We start from the raw sequence: 5,104 nt of genomic DNA, 5'->3' as shown, positions 1-5,104 counted from the left end.
CCTTGCTAAGTGTCTTCTTTACGCTATCAATGGTGGTAAGGATGAGAAGTTCCTTGACAAGAAGACTGGTAAGCCAATGCAGGTAGGTCCAGAGTACTCACCTATCACATCAGAGTACCTTGACTATGATGAAGTACTTGCTAAGTACAAGAAGATGCTTGACTGGTTAGCAGGACTTTATGTAAATATTCTTAACCTCATCCAGTACATGCATGACAAGTACTACTATGAGTCAGCTGAGATGGCACTTATCGATACAGATGTACGTCGTACATTTGCAACAGGTATCGCTGGATTCTCACACGTAATCGACTCACTGTCAGCAATCAAGTACGCTAAGGTTAAGGTTATCCGTAACGCAGAGACAGGACTTGCTGAGGACTTCGAGATCGAAGGCGAGTTCCCTAAGTATGGTAACGATGACGACAGAGCTGATAACATCGGTGTATGGCTTCTTCATGAGTTCCTTACAGACATCAAGAAGAGACACACATATCGTAATTCAGAGCCTACAACATCTATCCTTACAATCACGTCTAACGTAGTTTATGGTAAGTACACAGGTAACCTTCCAGATGGAAGACGTGCTTGGACACCATTTGCACCAGGTGCTAACCCAAGCTACGGCGCTGAGACATCAGGACTTCTTGCATCACTTAACTCTGTTGCAAAGATTCCTTATGAGTGGTCACTGGATGGTATCTCAAATACACAGACAATGAACCCATCAGCACTTGGACATGATGAGGAAGAGAGAGCTACAAAGCTTGTAAGCGCAATGGATGGATACTTCGATCAGGGCGCTCATCATCTGAACGTAAACGTATTTGGTAAGGATAAGCTCCTTGATGCTATGGAGAATCCAGATAAGCCAGAGTACGCTAACTTCACAATCCGTGTATCAGGATATGCTGTTAAGTTCATATCACTTACACGTGAGCAGCAGCTCGATGTTATCAACAGAACATTCCATGACTCACTTTAATTCTTAGCTGACGCTGGATTTTCAGTGAAGTTATAGATGCTTTGTCAGATATAACAAGAACCATGGTCCCGGGGATAACCTCTCCGGGACTTTTTTTAAGAATATGTATTTATATCATTTTTATAAGAGATAATAGACATGTAGTTTTGTTTGTAATTACTTTCATTAATTGAGAGTTGTATTTGAATAGGAAGAACTTAGAGGTGAAATATGTCTGAAAAGAAACAGGTTTTAGGATATGTCCATTCGACAGAGAGCTTTGGAGCAGTAGATGGTCCAGGCATAAGATTTGTAGTTTTTTTACAGGGCTGCAAGATGAGATGTAAATATTGTCACAACCCAGAGACATGGAATCTTGTGACAGACTATAGTAAGCTTTACTCAGATGAAACAAGCGATGCTGAGAGAGAAGAACTTGAGAAGAAGATAGAAGAGAATACAAAGCTGCTGAAGGATAAGGGCGTCAAGATCGAGGCGAGGACCCCTGAGGATCTGTTAAAGCAGGCGCTCCGCTATAAGCCATATTGGAAAAACGGCGGTGGTATAACAGTGAGCGGTGGTGAGGCGCTGCTTCAGATGGATTTCCTCATCGAGTTTTTCAAGCTTGCAAAGGCTGAGGGTATTCATACAACAATAGATACAGCCGGCAATCCATTTACAAGGGAGGAGCCATTCTTCTCCAAGTTCAATGAGCTGATGAACCTCACAGATCTGTTCCTGCTCGATATCAAGCAGATCAATGATGACAAGCATAGAGATCTCACAGGATTCTCCAACAGCAATATACTTGATCTTGCACAGTATCTGTCAGATCAGGGTAAGCATATGTGGATCAGACACGTACTGGTACCAACCATCACAACTGATGAGGATGATCTGAAGAAGACAAAGGAGTTCATAGATACTCTCAAGACTGTCGATAAAGTTGAGGTACTTCCATATCACAAGCTCGGAATCACTGAGTGGGAGAGACTTGGAATACCATATAAGCTTGAGGGAATCGACCCGCCTACTGATGAGGAGCAGAAGCTTGCAAAGAGTATTCTGGAATAAATTTAAGAACAAGAACCGGGAAAATCATCGATAGTTCAATTCCCAGTCGATGCTGTAGCAGTGTATAAAAATATTTGTATTGAGACACAGGTGCTATATAAGATGTTAAAACCGTTGTAACGGGTGTGACATTTTATATAGTACCTGTGTCTTTGTTATATCAACAAATAAGTTTAACATAATTAATTAGTAAACAGTGGCTATGTGCATGCAAAAGAAGTTATAATATATAATTAAAGTGCTACAAACACGTTATATCACTGCAAAGTATATGGGGGAGTAAATTATGTATAAGATAGACGAGAACGCATGGGATGAAAAATATGTACTGCTGATCCCTGCCATGCTGGATGCGCATTTTCCTCTGATAAAATACGCCTTTTATTCAAGGGATTATCATCCGGTCATACTGTCAAATGAGGATCATATCACGGATGTGGGACTTAAGTACGTGAACAATGATATGTGCTATCCGATAGTGTTAAATGCCGGGCAGATGATAGATGCACTGCAGTCAGGCAAATATGATATCATACGGACAAGACTTCTCATGCCGACGGCGGGGGATGCATGCAGGGGAGCCAACTACTTACATGTGTTAAAGGAGTCGGTGAGAAAGGCTGGATTTGACAGGGCAAAGATACTATCCCTGAATGTTAAGGGGTTGGAGAAGAATTGTCAGATGCGTGTGCAGCCATTCATGGTGTGGAGAGCACTGTTCGGACTTTTCTACGGAGATATACTCATGCTGCTCCTCAATCAGACAAGGCCAAATGAGGTGAAAAAGGGGCAGTCGCAAAAGGTTTGGCAGAAGTGGATAGATATCCTGTCCAGAGATCTGAAAGAGGGAAAGAATCTGACACTTGGAAAGATGAAGAAAAATTTCGACAGGATAGCCAGGGATTTTTCAAGGATAAGGCTGAATGATAAAAGAAAACAGCGTGTTGGGATAGTTGGGGAACTGTACATAAAATATTGCCACTTGGGAAACTGGAATATGATAAAGTTCCTTGAGTCAAATGGATGTGAGAGTCATACAAATGGACTTTCATGGTATGCCATGTACTATATGGATTCACACCTCACGGACAATATGACATTTGAATCTCTGCTTTACAAGGCGGGGCTGAAGTTCTTCGGCAGCCTGCAGAGAGCAATGATAGAGGCGCTTAGAAAATATGGGTTCTATACCATGGAGGATTTCTTCACGATGAAGCGTGAGGCTGAAGGGTATGTGAGCTGGGGATACAAAACCGGGGATGGTTGGCTCATCGGCGCGGAGATTACGGGACACATACTCCATGAGTGTCCAAAGGTTTTGGCGGTTCAGCCATTTGGCTGTATGCCTAATCACACATGTGGAAGAGGTTTGTACCCTTCACTTCAGAAGAAACTGCCGCAGGGCATGATAGTGAGCTGTGATGTGGATTCCAGTGGTTCAAAGCTGAATGTTTACAACAGGGCGAGGATGCTGGTGGACATGCCACTTAAAATGGGGAAATAGGCAATTGCGAAACTTAAATACGCTGAATGTGCAAGAGATGTTTTAGCATACCAATCAGGGGTCGCTCTCGCTTAACTCAGTCTGCAACGGTACTAAAGATGTCACTAACGTGCCATCTAAGTACCGGCGACTTCGTATTCCCCTGATTTGGTAATGCTAAACATCTTCTTGCATGTTGAATAGATTAAGGGTTTCGTAATTGCCTAAATGGAAAATAGAAAATGGAGAAATAAAGATGAAAAAGATATTTGTTGTTGAAGATGACGAGAGCATATGTGATGAGCTAGTGCAGATACTTGAGAATGAGGGCTATGAGGCTGAGAGTCTTAAGAACTTTGACAATACAAAGAACGATATATTGAAAGCGGCACCGAATCTGGTGCTCATGGATATCAATATTCCGGGGATAAACGGCAGAAACCTAGTGAAGGAGATACGAAAGGAATCTGATGTGCCTATCATCATGGTTACAAGCAGGACTTCCGAGATGGATGAGGTGCTGTCCATGAGTTATGGCGCGGATGATTATATAACAAAGCCGTACAATCCGACGATACTTCTGCTTAGGATAGCGGCGGTGCTCAAGCGCATGGAGGGCAGCCAGAATACAGCATCATACAGAGATGCGGAGGTCAACTTCAGCAAGGGGACAATCAGCAAAGGTGATCAGGAGATGGTTCTCACCAAGAATGAGATGATCATATTCCAGCTGCTGCTTGCCAACAGGGAAAAGATAGTGTCGAGGGATGAGATCATGACAGACCTGTGGGACAATGACGAGTTTGTAAATGACAATGCGCTCACAGTAAATATAAGCAGGCTCAGGGGGAAACTGGCGGATCTTGGATATGATGATGCCATAGAGACCAGGAAGAAGCAGGGATACCGACTTGTATGACAGGTAAGTGGGATTATATATCATTTACAGCGACAAAAGATTGGAGTAATTTGGCAAAATGAAATTTGGCTTGTATATAAAGGATAAACTTGGAATAATTGCGGGATATGCGGGATTTGTGATATTCACATATCTGCTCATGATGGCATTTCACTCACAGTTACAGATGAGAATTATGTTCGTGATCGTGGCTGTGATATTTGTCGTCTCGGTTATCGCTTTCGATTATCTGAGAAAATATAAGTTCTACAACAGTCTGGTCGGACATCTGGATGAACTGGATCAGAAGTATCTCATACTTGACACTTTGGACGAGCCTGACTTCTACGAGGGCAAGCTGGTGTATTCAGCTATGTACGACATCAACAAGTCTATGACTGAGAATGTGAGAAAGTACAGGGACAGCGTGGAAGATTTCAAGGACTTTATAGAGATCTGGGTTCACGAGATCAAGCTTCCGATAGCCAGTCTGGTGCTCATGTGCCACAACAACAGGGATGTGATCCCGAGAAAATACGAGGAACAGGTCGCAAGGCTTGACGCGTATGCGGATCAGGTTCTCTACTATGTGAGGGCGGAGCATGCATCGGCAGATTACAGATTTGCCGAGACAAATCTTAAGAGTGTCATCGGAAGGGTGGCTGTGAAGAACAAGGATGTGCTG

At 43.0% G+C, this 5,104-nt stretch carries 4 protein-coding genes and 1 pseudogene; all 5 read left to right on the top strand.

Features of this window, described 5'->3' with window-relative positions:
* Nucleotides 1–985: pyruvate formate lyase family protein (locus CCU_RS14870; RefSeq protein WP_305803649.1), on the top strand; the 985-nt coding region annotated here is incomplete at its 5' end.
* A gap of 210 nt (nucleotides 986–1,195) precedes the next feature.
* Nucleotides 1,196–2,038, top strand: a complete 843-nt coding sequence (locus CCU_RS13605) for a radical SAM protein (protein WP_015535046.1) — start codon at nucleotides 1,196–1,198, stop codon at nucleotides 2,036–2,038.
* 286 nt (nucleotides 2,039–2,324) lie between these two features.
* Nucleotides 2,325–3,542, top strand: a complete 1,218-nt coding sequence (locus CCU_RS13600) for a 2-hydroxyacyl-CoA dehydratase (protein WP_015535045.1) — start codon at nucleotides 2,325–2,327, stop codon at nucleotides 3,540–3,542.
* Between the two features lie 235 nt (nucleotides 3,543–3,777).
* The gene (locus tag CCU_RS13595) at nucleotides 3,778–4,440 is read left to right on the top strand and encodes a response regulator transcription factor (RefSeq protein ID WP_015535044.1); all 663 of its coding nucleotides are present in this window, start codon (nucleotides 3,778–3,780) and stop codon (nucleotides 4,438–4,440) included.
* 58 nt (nucleotides 4,441–4,498) lie between these two features.
* Nucleotides 4,499–5,104 (top strand): annotated as a pseudogene (locus CCU_RS13590) (sensor histidine kinase); the annotation flags it as partial.

The sequence above is a fragment of the Coprococcus sp. ART55/1 genome (assembly GCF_000210595.1).
GTDB classification, from domain to species: Bacteria; Bacillota; Clostridia; order Lachnospirales; family Lachnospiraceae; genus Coprococcus; species Coprococcus aceti.
Note: the sequence above shows the minus strand (reverse complement) of the source record. Positions and strands in the feature narration are given on the sequence as shown.

Coding starts and splice junctions, on each gene's coding strand:
- CCU_RS13605 (WP_015535046.1), top strand. CDS start 1,196: ATGTCTGAAAAGAAACAGGTTTTAGGATATGTCCATTCGACAGAGAGC.
- CCU_RS13600 (WP_015535045.1), top strand. CDS start 2,325: ATGTATAAGATAGACGAGAACGCATGGGATGAAAAATATGTACTGCTG.
- CCU_RS13595 (WP_015535044.1), top strand. CDS start 3,778: ATGAAAAAGATATTTGTTGTTGAAGATGACGAGAGCATATGTGATGAG.